Source organism: Kosakonia sp. MH5, from assembly GCF_009935945.1.
Classification (GTDB): Bacteria; Pseudomonadota; Gammaproteobacteria; order Enterobacterales; family Enterobacteriaceae; genus Kosakonia; species Kosakonia radicincitans.
In genome coordinates this window covers 254,543-270,031 of the sequence record NZ_QODH01000003.1, presented here as the reverse complement: position 1 = coordinate 270,031, position 15,489 = coordinate 254,543, and the positions used below count along the sequence as shown (strand labels likewise).

The window sequence follows — 15,489 nt, the reverse complement described above, 5'->3', positions numbered from 1 at the left end:
ATAAGGTGTTTGAATTGTGACCGGGGGCGAAGGGTGCAGAAAAAAATCCCTTAAAAAGACGGAAATGAGAGGTGAAACGCAATTTCAAAATGGATTTTGGTGGGGTAAGAAAATAAAAAACCCGCCTGTTTTAGGGCGGGTTCTAATCCGGTACGCACAGTTCATTCCAGTAGCTGTAGCGCATCACCAGATGGAAGCGCTCATTTTTCATCGTAAATCCATACAGAAGGATGATAATCAAGGCCGTAGAGCAGGCCGAATGGGATCATCAGCGCCACATGGCGACCAGAATCATATTCCCCCTCCTCCACGTGTACAGGCAGCACGGGAGCAAGGCGCTCAAGCCACTGTTGCAATATTTTCTTCATCCGCAAGTTCTCCGGCTAAGGTTGACCTTTTCAGTTAAGCGCAAACGCTTCCATAACCAAAACGAGAATTTTTGCGCTGGATTGCCGAAAATCGCATATACCACAGCAGATCATTGTCGCTAACAGTGTTTGTTGATGAGAATGACCTTCATTGCGGGATATAAAAAAGCCCCTGCACGATCGCAGAGGCAAGGCTGTGTCCGAGCCATCAAACGTATTAGTTAAATACCATACCGCCATCAATCAGCAGGGACTGACCGGTCATATAGTCTGAATCCGGCCCTGCAAGATATGAGACGCAAGCTGCCACATCTTCGGGTTCTGACAAGCGCCCAAGCGTGATGCGTTTGGCGAACTGTTCGGTGCCGTAACCGAGCGGTTTGCCCGCGGCATCAGAGACCTGGCGATCGATTTCGGCCCACATCGGGGTTTTCACAATCCCCGGACAGTAACCGTTAACCGTAATGCCCAGCGGCGCCAGATCGCGCGCGGCGGTCTGGGTTAAACCGCGCACGGCGAATTTGCTCGAACTGTAAACCGCCAGTTCCGGGTTGCCGACATGCCCCGCCTGCGAGCAGGCATTGATGATTTTGCCACCGTGTTTTTCCGCTTTAAAAGCGCTGACCGCAGCCTGAATCCCCCAAATCACACCTTTAACATTGATGTTATAAACCTTATCCACCACTTCCGGGGTGATCGATTCAATGGGGGTTGAAGGCGCAACGCCTGCGTTATTGACGATGACATCAAAGCCTTTTAGCTTGCTTCTGGCCTCTTCCACCGCGGCAAAAACCTGTTCGCGATCGGAAACATCTACTGTTACAGCAATCGCGCTGCCCTGATGGCTGTTGATCTCGTCGGCCACGGCTTTGGCGGTGGCGGCGTTATAGTCGGCAACGGCGACGGCAAAACCATCTTTCGCCAGACGCAGCGCAATGGCTTTACCAATTCCCTGACCGGCGCCGGTCACGAATGCGACTTTTTTCATCACTTCTCCTTGGTTATTCAAAGAATCTGGTTAAGGTTGAGCTGGCCCATCAACAGTGGGTTATCGCTGTAATCCACCGGAATGGCGACGACTGCCGGGCCCTCGGTGTCCATCGCTGCACGCAGTGTCGGTTCAAGTTCCGCCGTGCTCCCGACGGCAAAACCTTTCGCGCCAAATGCTTCGGCATAGGCTTTAAAATCCACCGGGCCGAAATTCACCCCGGAGAGACGCTGGTATTTTTTCTCTTCCTGAATCGCCACCATGTTGTAGGCGTTATCCACCCAGATGATGTGCAACACATTCGCGCCGAGACGCACAGCGGTTTCCAGCTCCATGCTGGATTGCAGAAAACCGCCATCGCCGGAAACCGACACCACTTTGCGCCCGGGGTTAACCAGCCAGGCGCCAATCGCCCACGGCAGGGAGACGCCCATCGTCTGTTGACCGTTAGAAATCATCATCTGGCGAGCGCGGAAGCTATAGAGATAGCGGGCGATCCAGATGTGAAAACTGCCCATATCGACTGTCAGCGTCACGTCGTTATTCACGATGTCCTGCATCGCCCGCACAATGCGCAGCGGATGAATGGCAAACTGGTTAAGCTGCGCGCCTTTGCGGTTGAGCAAATCGCGCTGGTTGCAGCGATCAATCAAAATCTCCGACGCGCGCGGGGTGAGGATCAGCGGTTTTTCAATCTTCGCCGCCAGTTTGTCCAGCGTGCTGGCGATGTCGCCAATCAGCTCAACGTCCGGAATATAGTTGCGCTCTTCATAGGCGGGCAGCACATCAATATGCACCAGTCTGGCGTTGCCGGTGTTCCACATCGCAGGTTCATATTCCACCGGGCTGTAACCAATACAGATAACCAGATCCGCCAGATGCAGAAGCCGATCCCCGGCCTGGTTATTGAATAAGCCAACGCGTCCGGCGAAACGGCTGAAATGTTGCTGGTTGACTGCGCCTGCCGCCTGGTAAGTACTGGTGACCGGAATGTGGCTTTTTTCCAGCAGCAGATGCAGCGCCTCGATATTCTCCTGTCGGCTGGCCATCAGCCCCAGCAGAAACACCGGGTTTTCCGCCGCGGCGATCATTTTTGCCACGTCGTTGATCATCGCATCCGGCGCAGCGCCTAACGCAGGAGGCGAGCCGGCAGGCAGGATCGCGCCGCTGGCGGGTTGATCGGCAATATCCTGCGGAAGGCTGACAAAAGCGCTGCCCGGGCGCCCCTGCTCTGCGGCGCGAAACGCATTCGACACCACTTCTGCAATGGCATCAGAAGAAGGGACTTCCACGGCGTATTTGGTTACCGGGCTAAACATCGCGACGGTATCCATGCTTTGGTGCACCAGTTTGGCTTTGTCGGCGCGTTTAACCGCGCCGCCCAGCGCCACCACCGGATCGCCTTCGCTGTTCGCGGTCGCCATGCCGGTGATAAGGTTGGAGCAGCCGGGCCCGGAGGTGACTAGCGCCACACCCGCCTTGCCGGTAATACGTCCGACTGCACCCGCCATAAAGGCGGCATTGGCTTCGTGACGAACCGGAATTATTTGGATGGATGAATCCAGAAGGGAGTCAAAAACTTTATCGATTTTCGCGCCTGGAATGCCGAAAACCTGTTTAACGCCCTGAGCTTCCAGTTGTTTCACCACCATGTCGGCGCCATGCGCCCACTGCTGCGTATGGTTTTCATTGCTCATTAGTCACTCCTTTGTCCGTGTCTCAGCTCTCTACCGAACGAATTGCGGCATCGAGATTATCCGGGTGCAGATCGGCCTGAAGAAACGCCTCATCCGCTGGCAAATCAACCATCAGTTTGTGAATCTCACCGAAGGTCAACGTGCCGTGATCCAACTGATAATCCAGCAAATGACCGCCGCCGCGTCGATCGTCGGTAATAAAGTGTTCGTGATAACCGGCAACATTGATTCCCTGCATATGCTGCGGTGTGCGGAAACCGACCAATACGCCCGCGCGGCTGTTAAAGCGAAAGACCGGCTGATCGTCGAGCACGTCGGTCATTGCCCGATAAGGTGGCGTCTGACGCGGCACGGTGCGGGTGTGCGCGTGGCGAAAATGGCCCTCAATGCGCAGGGCGCAAAAGAGGTTGTCGGAAGGAATCTGTTTATCAATGATCTCGTGCAGTTGTTGTCGGCTGATGGGAGCATCGAACTGCTGGCTGTAGCTCGGCCGGAACCAGGTCATCACGGCGAACGGTGTTTTTTGATCCGGGCGCGCCTCCCTGGCGCTGCCATCTGCACGCAACTGATAGACTTCGCTGTTGAAGGCAATCAGTTCGCCATCCAGTTCATTAAACGTGCCGAGTCCAAAGTCGCCGTGATTGAGTAAATCCTTAATCGTGGTATTTCCTTCGTAAACCCCACTTAATAGCGCACTCATTAGCGATGTTTGATATATCACACATTCAGGTTTGCTTTTAGAAAAAGCACGAATTGTTTCACTTAAATTTTCTTTGCAGGAACAATCATTTAGATTAGTCATCCTCTAATACCTCATTGAGTAGACCTTTAGAAAAGCTGATTAAATATTGACTCGCTTCAGCGAGAGATTCCAATATACAAACCATCAAGGTTTGAGATGTTTTCGATATGGAACTTCGTTATCTACGCTATTTTGTCGCCGTTGCGCAGACGCAACATTTCACCCGCGCGGCGGAAATGTTGGGCATGTCGCAGCCGCCGCTGAGCCAGCAAATTCGCCGTCTTGAGCAGGAAGTGGGGACGCCGTTATTTCACCGTTTAACGCGCGGTGTGGAGCTTACCGAGGCGGGCGAGGCCTTCTACGAAGATGCCTGCCAGATCCTCGCCTTAAGTGATGCCGCACTGGAAAAAGCCAAAGGTATCGCGCGGGGGATCAACGGCAAACTCTATCTCGGCGTGACCAGTTCCAACGCTTTTCACATCCGCATTTTTGCCGTGCTGCGCCAGTTTCAGCATGACTATCCGCAGGTCATGCTCCATCAGAAAGAGGACAATATGGCGACGCTCATGCAGGAGCTGGATGAAGGGCTGATCGATGTCGCTTTTGTGCGCCTGCCCTGTGAAAACAGCAAAATCTTTAATCTGAAATTGATTGATGAAGAGCCGATGCTGATTGCGTTACACCGCTCACATCCGCTGGCTGATGAAGCCGATCTCGCGCTGTCGGAGCTGCGTGATACGCCTTTGGTGATCTTCCCGCAGGCGGTGGCGCCAGGGCTGTACGAACTGATTTACAACGCCTGTCTGCGCGCCGGCATTAATATGAGCCACCCGCAGCAGGCATCGCAATTTTCTTCATCGCTGAGCATGGTCAGCGCAGGATTTGGTTTCGCCATTGTCCCGCAATCCATGTCCTGCTTTAGTCATCCGCTGGTGACGTTCCACCGCATCAAAGGTGAAGTGTTGAAAACAGACGTGGCGCTGGCATGGAGAAAATTCGAGCGTTCACCGGCGGTGAAGCGGTTTATTGATAACTTCTGAACAAAAACGCCCGGTCTGCGCCGGGCGCGTGGCATTTAGCGGCGATGCGTATTGACCACCTGACCGATCCCTTTTCCTTCCAGCGCTTCGTGCGGATCGGCAAAGAAATCGATATTGAAGTACGTATCATCGGTAAGTAATTCAATGTGATGCCAGTATTGCGGCGGGCTGATGCCAAAGTGCCCGGCCTCAATCACCACTTCCACTTCCGGCGTGGTGTCGTACTCACCGGCAAAACCGAAATACTTCACTGCGCCCTGCATTACCGATAAACGGCCATAAACGCCCTTTTTCGTATTGTGATGGGTGAGCAGCGCCTGCGGTACCGTCTCTTTCGTCCAGAAAGGCGTGGAGCGGGTATGGCGGAAGTGAACCGGAATTTGATATGCCATCGTGAACCTCCTGAAGTGTCGTATTACCAGCCGCACACATTGGTTTCTTCATCCGATTCGTAACCACGGACAATGTTAATCAACTCTTTTACCGAATCGGCGGCATTAAGCGGATCTTTCAACGCTTCAAGGCTGGAAAATTCTTTATCAACAGAAACGCCATTATTATTGTTCGTGACCGTCAGAACATATTCACTGTTATTTTCGCTAAACCCAGAAGTCAGCTCCGCAACCGCTTCTGCGGCGACATCCGGTACATATAACGACATCGGCTTCAGCCATATTTTTTCTTTCGTTTCATGCTTGCCGGAATGAGAAACCGCTAAAAAATATCCTTTATTTTCAGTCGTCATGATAAATATCTCACTCTTCCAGCAAAATTTTCGGGTCAACATAGAAATCGACGCTAAATATTGTGTCGTCGGTTAATGCTTCAATGTTGTGCCATTTTTCCGGCGGAAAGACGGCAAATTCCCCGGCATCGATCGTCACGGTTTCCACCGGCTGCGGGCTGGTTTCATCCGCGTAACCGTTATAGCGGATCGCCCCTTGCGACACGCTCAGTCGCGGGTAAACACCCTGCCGGGTACCGGCGTCCAGATGGCGTTTCCAGATAGACGCCGGGGCGGTTTCTTTCGTCCAGAATGGCGTCGTACGAGTGTGAACATAGTTTGCGGGTATGGTGATACGTTGCATGTTTCATCCTCAAAGTTCTCAGCAAGCGGAGCTCACCGGGAGGGGGAAAAGCATATGTTGCATATCATATACCTCTTTTATGATTTGTAGACTACTTTTTTTAGTGGTTATTTCTTGCTAATTTTCGCTACTCAAAAAGGGTTATTGTAAAAGACCATCAACAGGGTGAAAAATAGTCTCATTACGGCTTTAAATATAAGAGAAAAGGGACAATGAAAAGCAAATCAAAACTCAATTCATTCTATTACGGCTTTCCCGTTTTTATGGTCACAACGCAAGATAGCGAAGGGAAAAATAATATTTGCGCAGCTTCATCATCAATTTCACTTGGCGAGAAAATTATTATTGGAATAAGTAAAGGTAGCAAAACACACAGCAATTTAATTGCCGGTTCCGATGCGGTCATCAATATTCCCGATCATACCCTGTGGGAGAAAGTCGAGCAGGTTGGCAGGCTGACTGGCGGCGATACGCTGTCGGAAAACCAGACCAAATGGGGCGTGGAAATTTGCCATGATAAATTCGCCAAAGCCGGGTTGACTGCGGAAGCCTCAATTGACGTGGCGCCGCCGCGCATTGCTGAATGCCCGATTCAGGCGGAATGCCGTTTAGTGTCCATCAGCGATAAAGGCCGTTTTATTCTCGCCGAGCTGGATATTGTCAATCTGTGGGTAGAAAACCCACTCTTAGGTGAAAACGGCATTGTCGATTCCACCCAATGGAAGCCGCTTATTTTTAATTTCCGCGAATACGACACGGTCGGTGATGCGCTGGGCTTTAACGTTAAATACGGCAACTGATAACGAAAATTGCCCCCGTTGCCGGGGGCAATGCCTGAAAATTTACTCCAGCAGGGTTTTATCCCAGCCATCGAAAATCGCAGCCAGGCTGTATTGCGCTGCGTTCGCCTTCGTGAGCTGGTAGCGCGCGCCGCCCTGCCCGGCGCCAGGCCCGCGATTGTCGGATTCATAAAAACGGCTATCTTCCGGGTTGAACCAGATTTTATTCCCGGCTTTATCTTTGCCGGACATTTTGTCCCAACCGTAAATATGGTCGTCAATCTCGCAGTGAATAAATGCCGCCAGGCCAATGGCATGCGGATCGGCATAACGCCCGTCACTGAATTCAGTGGTTGGATGCCACGGACGCCCAAGCGCAAAGCTGTTTGCCGGCACGCCCGGCTCTTTGCTTAATTTACTGTTGATAATAAACAGGCCAAATTTCTGATCCTGTTGGGTGGCGGGCGCGGTGATATAGCCGTACGGCGGGTCGATATCATTGCGGTTGCGGGCAATAATGTCGCAGCGGTCAAACACCGCAATGCCAGGGCCAAAGATAAAATCGACATGACCGCTAACTTCACAATCGGTGAAATAACTGCGGCTGCCGCTTTTGCTGTAGAACGTGTCCTGATACCCCTCCAGCCGGACATGGCGGAAACGTGCCTTATCTGCACCTTCTGAAATCATCAGCGCTACCGCCTGCGTATCTTTCAGTTTTTTCGGATCGGTATCCGCCAGCGCGGCATTGGCCGGAAAATCAAAGCTGTTGCGGATGGTCAGGTTCTCGATCGTCACGCCAGTGGCGCGGATCTCCACCGTACTGGTACGCCCGGTTCCCCACTTTTTCCCGCTGGCATCCAGCGCGCCCGCCGGGGTATTCGCTTCAATCTGCGTCCGATCTTTTGACTGCCCCACCAGCGTGACCGGTTTTTCAATCACCAGCCGCTCGTTCCAGCGTCCCTCTTTGATCAGAATGCGCCACGGCGTACCGCTTTTCGGCGCAGCGGCCAACGCCTGGCTGATGGTGGCAAACTCGCCCGCCTGCGGTGTGGCGGAAACGACCGCGTTCCACTCTTCTGCCAGCGCAGCGAACGGGCTGGCACCAATACAGGCCAGCAACAGCACGGAATAGCGCAGTGTCTTCATCAAAACTCTCCTTCGTTTTTCAGTGTGTCAGTCAGCACGCACAACGAAGGTGTCTGGCGAATTTGCCGGGCCACCAGCGTGACAGCATTTGCCATTACGGGCAGACAGCCCAACAGCGCAGTAAATCCCAGAGGGTATTGCATAGGTATTCTCCTGAAACAGATCCTCCCGGCCTTACAGCCCGGTGTAATTGAAAATTTCTGTTTCCTGGAAAATGCGAACTTAACAAAATGCCGGAGCGCGCAATGCATATCCGGCTAAAAGAAGGTGTTAATTATTATAGAGATAAAAACGAAACGAAGTTTTACACATTAAAAAACACTGTTTTGAGATCAGATTCAAAAATATGACAGATGGCAAACAAGCCCGAGCAAAGCGGGCGGGAGATCACAAAGCAAACACGCGCGCGCAGCCGTTAATCTGGATATTGACCTTCATACCCGGCAACCAGCCTGGCCGGGTAACGGTCTGCACGGTGATGCGTTCATCTGTATGCGCAAAAGCGAGCGTCAGCGCGGAGAGATAACCCACGAAATCGATATCCACAATGTGCGCCTGCGGCAGCCCTGCTGCGCTGTCGCACGGCTCAACGCTGATTTGCTCCGGGCGCAGCATAATGCGCCGCGTGCCGGAAGCAGATACATCATCAACCAGAATATCGCCAAGCTGGCAGCGCGCTTTCCCTTGCGCCACCTCGGCTGGCAGAATCAGCGCGTCGCCTAAAAACAGCGCCGTTTCTTCATCCGCAGGCTGCGAATAGACCTCAAAGGGCGAGCCAATCTGGGCAAAGCGCCCGTGACGAATCACCGCAATCTGGCTGGCGAATGACAGTGCCTCTTTCTGATCGTGAGTGACCAGAATCGACGCCACACCCGCCTGAGTGAGTAAATCTGCCGTCGCTTTACGCGTGGCGGCACGCAAACCGGTATCAAGCGCGGAGAAAGGCTCATCGAGCAGCATCAGCGCCGGTTGTTGCGCCAGCGCACGCGCCAGAGCGACACGCTGCTGCTGACCGCCGGAGATCTCATGCGGCCAGCGCTGGGCCAGTTTGCTATCCAGCGACACCATTGCCATTAACGCATCCACGCGCGCACGCTTCTCATGACGGGAGCCGCTCAGCCCCCAGGCAATGTTTTCCCCGACGCGCAAATGCGGGAACAACGCACCTTCTTGCGGAACAAAACCAATTTTACGTTGATGAGCGGGAACAAACTGATCGCCAGCAAATAGCGGCTTTCCGTGCATCATTATCTGTCCGCTGTCCGGCCGCTCAAACCCGGCAATCAACCGCAATAACGTGGTTTTCCCCGAGCCAGACGGACCAACAATCGCCGTACGGCTGCCGGGAGGAATAAGCAGGTTCACACTGTCCAGCACACGTGCGGAGCCAAAGGATTTGGAAATATTGCTCAGTTCTAACATCTTAAAGACCCGACAGTTTTTGTGATTGCTTATAAAGAAGGCCGGTCAACGGCAGGGAAATCAAAATCATCAGCAGCGCGTAAGGTGAGGCCGCAACATAATCGATCTCGCTGGTGAGCGCCCAGAAACCGGTCGCCAGCGTGCGAGTACCAAGGGGTGAAAGCAGCAGCGTGGCGGTCAGTTCATTGCTGACACCGAGAAAGACCAGCGCTGCAGCCGCCGCAGCACCAGGAGCCGCCAGCCGCAGCGTGACGCTCAGTAGCGCTCTGCCGGGCGAAGTACCAAGGCTTTGCGCCACCTGTTCCAGTTCCACCGGCGCTTGCGCAATCCCGGCGCGCAGATTGATGAGCGCTCTGGGCATCAGCATCAGCATATACGCCAGAAACAGCGTCACTTCAGTCTGGTAGATTGGCCTTGCGTAATGAATGGTGACGGTGACCAGCGCCAGCGCGACAACAATGCCCGGCAGCGAACTGGTGACGTAGTTACATCCCTCCAGCACGCGAATCAGCGGACGCGGATGGCGCACCGCAAGCCAGGCCGTCGGCAGCGCAAATGCCGTTGTCAGCAGCGCGCCGCAAAATGCCAGAAATAACGTCTGACGCAAAGAGAGCCACAAATCGGCGCTGGACCAGTTCGCCAACCCGCCAAGCCACAGCCAGCGGGCGAGCACTACCATCGGCGTACCGAGCGCAAGGATCGCCATCACCAGCATCAGCGCGAATCCACACGCTGAACTCCCGCGGCCAAGCACAACGCGGTGCTGTTTACGCGCCGCGCCTGCGCCGACGCGAGCATAACGCGCTTTACCGCGCGCGGCGGTCTCCAGTAATAGCAACGCCAGACAGCAGAGGGCGAGCACGCCCGCCAGCATGTTGGCAGCCGGACCGCTAAAGGTGGATTGAAACTGGTCATAAATGGCGGTGGTGAAGGTATCAAAACGGATCATCACGAACAGGCCATATTCCGCCAGTAAATGCAGCGCAACCAGCAGCGCGCCGCCGCAAATCGCCAGCTTGAGTTGCGGCAAAACCACGCGGAAAAAGATGCGCCACGGCGGTGTGCCCAGCGAGGCGGCTACATCTTCAAGACCCGGATCCAGCCGACGTAATACGGCGGCTACCGGCATATAAATAAAGGGAAAATAGGCCAGCACCGCGAGAAAAACGGCGGCGGGCAAACCATTGAAACCCGGCGCGACGCTGACCCAGGCATAACTTTGCACAAACGCCGGGATCGCCAGCGGCGCAATGGCCAGCAGCGACCAGACGCGTCGCCCAGGCAGCGTGGTTCGCTCCGTCAACCAGGCCATGGCAATTCCTGCCGCCACACAGGCCGGAACAGCGCAGGCAATCAGCAAAAAGGTGTTGTTGAGCAGCTCGCCAACACGCGGGCGAAAAATGAGCGCCTTCACCGTTGGCCAACCGGTATCAATACCCACCCCAATAACAAATCCCACAGGCAGTAAAGCAAGCAGTGCCGCAAAAGTGGCTAATACCACCAGCACCCCGGAAGGGCGGCGCCGGACGGTTTGGCTGGCCGCGCGGCGTGTCGCCGGAAGACTCAAACTGGACATAAAACGCTCATTCATACCGCAATTACAGGAGACCGGCCTCGGTCATTAACTCGCTCACTTTTTTGCTGTTCAGCGCAGAAGGCTCGACCTTTGGCGCATCCAGTTGATTCAGCGGCACCAATTTCGCGTTGGAAGCCGCGCCCGCACCGACGGCATATTCAAAAGCGGTATTGGTACGCAGCATATCCTGCCCGGTTTTACCGGTGATCCACTTGATGAAGGCCTGCGCCTGTTTCTGGTGCTTACTGGAGGCTAAAACACCACCGCCGGAAATGCTGACGAAAGCGCCCGGATCCTGATGCTTAAAGTAGTAAAGCTGGGTGTTTTTGCTGTTCTCGCCGGTTTTGGCCTGATCAACAAAGTAGTAATAGTGGTAGATAACGCCGCCATCAATCTGCCCGGCATTCACCGCTTTTAAGACGGTGCTGTTGCCTTTATAAGGCACGAAATTAGTTTTCATGGCTTTCAGCCAGTCGAGCGTGGCCTTTTCGCCTTTCAGCGTGAGCATCGCGCTGACAATCGCCTGGAAGTCTGCGCCTGACGGAGATGCCGCCCAACGGCCTTTCCATTCCGGTTTGGCTAAATCCATTATCGATGCCGGAAGCTGAGCCGCGCTGATTTTTGTCGGGTTATAAACAAACACCGTGCTGCGCGCGGCAATACCGATCCAGCGGCCATGCGCCGGGCGGAACTGCGCCGGCACCTGCTTCAGGGTATCGGCATCCAGCGGCGCGAACAGGTTGGCATTATCGACCAGCGTCATTGCTGGTGAGTTTTCGGTGAGGAAGACATCAGCAGGAGAAACCTTTCCTTCCTGAACAAGCTGGTTGCCCAGTTCCGTGTCGCCACCGTTACGCAGCGTCACTTTAATACCCGTTTCTTTGGTGAATTCATCAACCCAGGATTTTGTCAGGTTTTCGTGCTGCGCGTTGTACACCACGATCCCGTCGTCGTTATTGGCGGCAGATGCCGCAGACGCGGCGAAAACCGAAGAGATGACCAGTGCGATTGAACAGAACGGCAAAAAGCGATTCTTCATCCTCATTCCTTTTAAAATAAGTGTAATAGTCAGCGCATGCGAGCCGCCAGAAGTTTAATACTAGCAAAGGTGAAATGAGAATCGAAATAATTATCAAAAAGAGCGTTTCGAAATTAAATCCCATAAAAATGTGGTTAACTAAATTAATCCTCCAGTTATTAACTACAGGATATTCTTAAGATTAAGACAACCTTAAGTTACGCAGAAATATTTCATCTATTATTAAGCATGAGGTTCTGGCAACTGTTGATTTTCTTTGAGAGGATAACAAATTAGCACCTGAACACGCGGAATAAAATACAGGCATCGCATAACAGCCTGAAAAGGTAAAGAAAATAGCTATGAAAAATAAAAAGATAGATACAATGGCAAAAGTGGCTATGCGCAGCAGAGGCTTGTCGGTGAAGGAGAGACGCGTTCGCTATCAGGGGAAAATTTTCACTTTTAAATATGTATCCGGCCACTATGAAGTGTTCTTTAATGATGAAAAGGTCGATGTTATCGAAACAGAAAACATCAATCAGGCAATTGCCGACTACAAAGAAAAACACAACAAAACCAAACGCCAGATACCGTAGAAATTAACCACATAATTAATGTGGCTGTACCACTCATCTTCATCATAATAACCCACCGTTTATCCCGGCAAATTCCTCATAAAGCCAATATTAAGCATGCTAAGTAAATGGCGCATTCTGTCGTCCCAAAAACGGCAGCGATGTGCCCTCTCTCGCAGCAAAACGCCAGACAGCCGCAATCCTCAGCATTAAATTGCTGAAGCAAAATGGCACCGATACTGACTTAAACTAAATACACAACAACACAGCTATGATATTCAGCTCAGGCCACCCATAACATATAAGATATATTTTATGGATAAATTCTGAATAGCCTTCGCCTTTATTACAAATTTACCGCCAGAGGATTATTCCAGATCCGTTGGCTGCGATTCTCCAGGCGTGAATGTCTGCACTTCCTGCGCGACTTTTTTGGCTTCCTGCTTGCGTTGCACATATTCGCTGTTTTCTTTCTCGGCCCGGGCGATGTCCAGTTCCTGTTGTGTTACTTTTTTGCCGGAAAAGGCGTCAATCATTTCCGTACTACCGTCAGGATATTTAACAACCGTTACCAGACGTCCACCAAATTGCGGAATGCCGGTCATCGCCAGCGAATAATCAATTTGATGATTTTCGACTTCTTTCTTTTCTGCGAGCTGCTGCTCCGCCTTTATAGCCTTCGCCTCTTTATGGCTTTCGGCGCGGCTGGAGAGCGTCACTTTAGTACTTTCATCCTGATGAGATTTGTTACCCGCTCCGCTTTCACTGGTGGTGTGTGGATCGGCTTTGGCCGCCGTACTTTCTTGTGTTGCATTGGCAAGGTGCGTGGTTGCCTGAATCGCCTGAATCTCCTGCATCATTATCTCCGCTGATGGTTACCCAGATAATCCGCTAATGACTCCTCCGATCTGAGTCGAAAAAAAACCCTCATAACGATTATCGACAGCAGAGAGAAACGGATTAATAACAAATAATGATGAAATAATCAGCGCTACAGACAAAATTTAAATAAGCAAATACAGATCAATAATATAATAATTTACGTTAAGGTGAAGTTACTAAGTTAAATATTATTTAAGTCGTCTCTTAAAAATTAATTATGCACATTACAGCAGTATTTATTTCTTATTGTTAAAACGTTCGCGTGTGGAAATGCTACGACCGTCGAACACCGCACGATAACCGCATCCGACGCAAAACGAACTCCCCGCGTCTGCGGCATGCTGCTACTCTCAAACTCTCACAAAATGAAAAACAGCAGGAGTGACCATGAGTCAACAACCTTTACATGCCGCACCGCTAAGCTGGGGCCACGGCCCCCGAACTTTCGAGATCTTTATCGAACCCACCTGCCCCTTCTCCGTCCGGGCGTTTAACAAACTGGAAGCGCTGTTAGAAACTGTCGGCGAAGAGAACGTGACGGTCAAAATTCGCCTGCAATCACAGCCCTGGCATCTCTTCTCTGGTGTGATTGTGCGCTGTATCCTCGCGGCTTCGACGCTGCCCGAAGGCAAAAACGCCGCGCATAAGGTACTGCGTGCAGTTGCCGATCATCGTGAAGAGTTTGAATTTACGGATCATTGCAGCGGCCCGAATATGGATGCCACACCGCAGCAGATTATTGAGCGCATTGAAAACTACAGTGGCGTGAAACTGGCAGACGCTTTTGCCCGTCCGGAGCTGCAAACCGAAATCAAATGGCACTGCAAATATGCGCGCCAGAACGGCATTCATGTTTCCCCAACCTTTATGGTCAATGGGCTGGTGCAGGCCGATCTTGGCAGCGGTGATGATATCAGTGTCTGGGCGCAGCGCATCCTTGCCTGAACCCGCAACCATTTATACTCACTTAACCTGAACTTCAACACATCAACGAAAAGGCGGACCAAAATGTCAGACAACTACCAGCCACCGAAGGTCTGGACGTGGGATAAATCCAGCGGCGGCGCTTTCGCGAATATCAACCGCCCGGTTTCCGGCCCGACGCACGACAAAACATTGCCGGTGGGCAAACATCCGCTCCAGCTCTATTCGCTCGGCACGCCGAATGGTCAGAAAGTCACGATCATGCTGGAAGAACTGCTGGCAAAAGGGGTTAGCGAGGCGGAGTACGACGCCTGGCTGATTCGTATCGGCGAAGGGGATCAATTCTCCAGCGGTTTTGTCGACGTCAACCCGAACTCCAAAATCCCGGCGCTGCGCGATCACAGCACGACGCCGCCGACGCGCGTATTTGAATCCGGTGCTATCCTGCTGTATCTGGCAGAAAAATTCGGCCACTTCCTGCCAAAAGATCCGGCAGGACGCGCAGAAACGTTGAACTGGTTGTTCTGGTTACAAGGCTCTGCGCCATTCCTCGGCGGCGGTTTTGGCCACTTCTACAACTATGCGCCGGTTAAAATTGAGTACGCCATCAACCGCTTTACCATGGAAGCCAAACGCCAGCTGGACGTGCTGGATAAACAACTGGCCAACCATAAATTCATCGCGGGTGATGAGTACACCATTGCCGATATGGCGATTTGGCCGTGGTACGGCAACGTGGTACTTGGCAATGTGTATGACGCCGCCGAATTCCTCGATGCGGGCAGCTACAAAAATGTGCAGCGCTGGGCACAGGAGATTTTCGCCCGCCCGGCAGTGAAACGCGGTCGCATCGTTAACCGTACGTTCGGCGCGCCGAACGAGCAGTTGCACGAGCGCCATGACGCCAGCGATTTCGATACGCAGACCGAAGATAAACGCAACGCCTAATCTTCCACACCGGGTGGAATGCCGCCCGGTTTCTTATCCCGCCGCCAGCTCGTCGCTCTCCATTTGCCGAAGCGCCGCAAGCGTCGCCAGCGCCTCCTGCTCATCAATAATGCTCATAGCAAAACCGACATGTACCAGCACCCACTGGCCGAGCAATTGCTGTGGCGATTCTTCGCACACCAGCGCGATATTAACGTCGCGACGCACACCACACACATCGACCTGCGCCAGTTGATGAAAATCTTCGCCAACGGCCACCACCTGGCCCGGTACGCCTATACACATCGTTG

Annotated in this window: 19 protein-coding genes; 5 read left to right on the top strand and 14 right to left on the bottom strand. The window is 52.7% G+C overall.

The genetic code is table 11. From position 1 onward, the window contains the following. Window positions 1–200: 200 nt before the first annotated feature. The 4 genes from DK872_RS27320 to budA all read right to left on the bottom strand — a co-directional run bounded on the left by DK872_RS27320 (window position 201) and on the right by budA (window position 3,855). On the bottom strand, window positions 201–368 hold the full coding sequence (locus DK872_RS27320) for a hypothetical protein (RefSeq protein ID WP_007370169.1): 168 nt from the start codon (window positions 366–368) through the stop codon (window positions 201–203). 217 nt (window positions 369–585) lie between these two features. Next, a complete protein-coding gene (locus DK872_RS11105) occupies window positions 586–1,356 on the bottom strand; it encodes a (S)-acetoin forming diacetyl reductase (RefSeq protein WP_007370168.1) in 771 nt (256 codons plus the stop codon). 17 nt (window positions 1,357–1,373) lie between these two features. Further along, window positions 1,374–3,053: an acetolactate synthase AlsS gene (gene alsS / locus DK872_RS11100; RefSeq protein ID WP_035889633.1), complete on the bottom strand. Its 1,680-nt coding sequence runs from the start codon at window positions 3,051–3,053 to the stop codon at window positions 1,374–1,376. 22 nt (window positions 3,054–3,075) lie between these two features. After that, complete coding sequence (gene budA, locus DK872_RS11095) at window positions 3,076–3,855, bottom strand: acetolactate decarboxylase (protein WP_090397809.1); 780 nt, start codon at window positions 3,853–3,855, stop codon at window positions 3,076–3,078. Between the two features lie 107 nt (window positions 3,856–3,962). On the opposite strand from budA, the gene DK872_RS11090 reads away from it, so the two are divergent. Then, a complete protein-coding gene (locus tag DK872_RS11090; protein WP_007370165.1) occupies window positions 3,963–4,835 on the top strand; it encodes a LysR family transcriptional regulator in 873 nt (290 codons plus the stop codon). A gap of 35 nt (window positions 4,836–4,870) precedes the next feature. Here DK872_RS11090 and DK872_RS11085 read toward each other — a convergent pair whose 3' ends face one another. The 3 genes from DK872_RS11085 to DK872_RS11075 are packed head-to-tail and all read right to left on the bottom strand — an operon-like array spanning window position 4,871 to window position 5,923. Further along, a complete protein-coding gene (locus DK872_RS11085; protein WP_072439397.1) occupies window positions 4,871–5,227 on the bottom strand; it encodes a DUF1971 domain-containing protein in 357 nt (118 codons plus the stop codon). Window positions 5,228–5,250: 23 nt separating this feature from the next. Then, window positions 5,251–5,580, bottom strand: a complete 330-nt coding sequence (locus DK872_RS11080) for a DUF1869 domain-containing protein (protein ID WP_161518403.1) — start codon at window positions 5,578–5,580, stop codon at window positions 5,251–5,253. A gap of 10 nt (window positions 5,581–5,590) precedes the next feature. After that, the gene (locus tag DK872_RS11075; protein ID WP_035889637.1) at window positions 5,591–5,923 is read right to left on the bottom strand and encodes a DUF1971 domain-containing protein; all 333 of its coding nucleotides are present in this window, start codon (window positions 5,921–5,923) and stop codon (window positions 5,591–5,593) included. Window positions 5,924–6,135: 212 nt separating this feature from the next. On the opposite strand from DK872_RS11075, the gene DK872_RS11070 reads away from it, so the two are divergent. Then, a complete protein-coding gene (locus DK872_RS11070; protein ID WP_007370161.1) occupies window positions 6,136–6,723 on the top strand; it encodes a flavin reductase family protein in 588 nt (195 codons plus the stop codon). 42 nt (window positions 6,724–6,765) lie between these two features. Here the strand turns inward: DK872_RS11070 and DK872_RS11065 are convergent, their stop codons facing one another. From DK872_RS11065 to DK872_RS11045, 5 genes are all read right to left on the bottom strand, one after another. Further along, complete coding sequence (locus DK872_RS11065; RefSeq protein WP_079517341.1) at window positions 6,766–7,851, bottom strand: pectinesterase family protein; 1,086 nt, start codon at window positions 7,849–7,851, stop codon at window positions 6,766–6,768. After that, a complete protein-coding gene (locus DK872_RS11060; RefSeq protein WP_007370159.1) occupies window positions 7,851–7,994 on the bottom strand; it encodes a hypothetical protein in 144 nt (47 codons plus the stop codon). The genes DK872_RS11065 and DK872_RS11060 overlap by 1 nt, the downstream gene beginning before the upstream one ends. 244 nt (window positions 7,995–8,238) lie before the next feature. Next, complete coding sequence (locus tag DK872_RS11055; protein ID WP_035889639.1) at window positions 8,239–9,273, bottom strand: ABC transporter ATP-binding protein; 1,035 nt, start codon at window positions 9,271–9,273, stop codon at window positions 8,239–8,241. 1 nt (window position 9,274) lies between these two features. Beyond that, a complete protein-coding gene (locus tag DK872_RS11050) occupies window positions 9,275–10,849 on the bottom strand; it encodes an iron ABC transporter permease (protein WP_161518358.1) in 1,575 nt (524 codons plus the stop codon). Window positions 10,850–10,871: 22 nt separating this feature from the next. Continuing rightward, window positions 10,872–11,888 (bottom strand): iron ABC transporter substrate-binding protein, encoded by a 1,017-nt coding sequence (locus DK872_RS11045; RefSeq protein WP_007370155.1) that lies wholly within the window; start codon window positions 11,886–11,888, stop codon window positions 10,872–10,874. A 341-nt stretch (window positions 11,889–12,229) separates the two neighbouring features. Between DK872_RS11045 and DK872_RS11040 the strand changes: the two genes are divergently transcribed. Next, window positions 12,230–12,466 (top strand): hypothetical protein, encoded by a 237-nt coding sequence (locus DK872_RS11040; protein WP_007370154.1) that lies wholly within the window; start codon window positions 12,230–12,232, stop codon window positions 12,464–12,466. A 347-nt stretch (window positions 12,467–12,813) separates the two neighbouring features. Here the strand turns inward: DK872_RS11040 and DK872_RS11035 are convergent, their stop codons facing one another. Next, a complete protein-coding gene (locus DK872_RS11035) occupies window positions 12,814–13,305 on the bottom strand; it encodes a hypothetical protein (RefSeq protein WP_227136372.1) in 492 nt (163 codons plus the stop codon). A 409-nt stretch (window positions 13,306–13,714) separates the two neighbouring features. Here DK872_RS11035 and DK872_RS11030 point away from each other — a divergent pair, with 409 nt between their 5' ends. Together DK872_RS11030 and yghU are read left to right on the top strand one after the other, a co-directional pair. Further along, complete coding sequence (locus tag DK872_RS11030) at window positions 13,715–14,272, top strand: thioredoxin domain-containing protein (protein WP_071921518.1); 558 nt, start codon at window positions 13,715–13,717, stop codon at window positions 14,270–14,272. A gap of 63 nt (window positions 14,273–14,335) precedes the next feature. Then, window positions 14,336–15,199, top strand: coding sequence for a glutathione-dependent disulfide-bond oxidoreductase (gene yghU / locus DK872_RS11025; protein ID WP_161518357.1), 864 nt, complete (start codon window positions 14,336–14,338; stop codon window positions 15,197–15,199). Window positions 15,200–15,232: 33 nt separating this feature from the next. Here the strand turns inward: yghU and hybG are convergent, their stop codons facing one another. Continuing rightward, a complete protein-coding gene (gene hybG, locus DK872_RS11020; protein WP_007370150.1) occupies window positions 15,233–15,484 on the bottom strand; it encodes a hydrogenase maturation factor HybG in 252 nt (83 codons plus the stop codon). Window positions 15,485–15,489: the final 5 nt, after the last annotated feature.